The organism is Bacillus sp. SG-1 (assembly GCF_000181495.1).
GTDB lineage: Bacteria > Bacillota > Bacilli > Bacillales > Bacillaceae_B > Rossellomorea.
The window spans coordinates 1-1,356 of sequence record NZ_ABCF01000175.1; the positions used below are offsets into that span (position 1 = coordinate 1).

The window sequence follows — 1,356 nt, forward strand, 5'->3', positions numbered from 1 at the left end:
AATCCACAAAGGGCAAAGCTGATAATGGCGACAGTTTTATCAGATAACTGCTCAATTTGTGGAGCGAAATTAGAATAAGCGACAAACTCATTGATAACAAGCTTTTGACCAATAAAGTTTCCGGCTGTAACAGCTTCGTTCCATGGAACCCCTATCGCAAATGCAAGCGGGGAGAACACATATCCAAGAATCAGCTCAAGTGATAGGTTGTCCAATCCAACCAATCCGCCGATCAGTCCAAGAATCCCGTTGATCAAAGCGACAAGGGCGATAAAAGCAAGAAGCATAGCACCGATATTCAATGCAAGTTCAAGTCCGACTGATGCACCTCTTGCTGCTGCATCGATGACATTTGTTGACTCTTTATCAGTTTCCATCTCGAATTCTTTAGGTTCTGGTTTAGCGTCCGTTTCAGGAACAAACAATTTGGCCATGACCAGCCCGGCTGGTGCAGCCATGAAGCTAGCTGCAAGCAAGTACTCCAAAGGAACTCCAAGCAACGAGTAACCGATCAATACTGAACCTGCGACAGAAGCAAGTCCTCCAGTCATGACGGCAAACAACTCAGATTCCGTCATTTTTGGGAGATAAGGCCGTACGACCAATGGAGCCTCTGTTTGTCCAACAAATATGTTAGCAGCTGCTGACATGGACTCCGCTTTTCTGGTGCCAAGCAGCCATGACAGGCCACCGCCCAAAACGTAAATGAAGAGCTGCATGATTTTCAGGTAATACAAAACCGAAATCAGGGAGGAGAAGAAGATAACAACCGGCAGGACATTAAATGCAAATACAAATGCGATATTTGATTTATCATTGAACAATCCGCCGAAGAGGAAGTTTATCCCTTCATTTGAATAGTTGATGATGTTGTTTACAACTTTCGTGAATTCCTGTAATACAGCCTGGCCCCACCCGGTTTCCAATACGATAAACGCAAAGAACAGCTGAATGGCAAGTCCGCCTAGAACCGTCCTCCAATTGACAGAACGCTTATGTGTTGAAAATAGGAAAGCTATGGCCATTACGGTTAAAATACCTATAATACCCCAAATATACTGCACATTTCTCACCTCGTATGTAATATTCTTGCTAGGATTGTTAGATTACTTTAAAATTCTCTTAATGTAAACCCTTTATTTAAATTTTTTTGATGCACTTTTATTATGTTGTATTTCTTTCTTTTTATCCGTTGTGAAATAATATAATAGACATTGCATCTGTGAGAATACTTTGGACTTTTCCCTGAATAGTTACTACATAACCTATTAATTGCGGTATTGTGTACAAATGTTAATGAAAGGATTGATGGATATGAAAATCAGAAGAAGTTTGGCTGGGGGTAAGGAGCGTAAG

The 1,356-nt window shown here is 41.3% G+C and carries 1 protein-coding gene; it reads right to left on the reverse strand.

Going from position 1 to position 1,356, the window contains the following annotated elements; translation table 11 throughout:
* Positions 1-1,064 (reverse strand): NupC/NupG family nucleoside CNT transporter (locus BSG1_RS19535; RefSeq protein ID WP_044023223.1); only part of this gene is annotated, 1,064 nt, incomplete at its 3' end.
* Positions 1,065-1,356 lie beyond the last annotated feature (292 nt).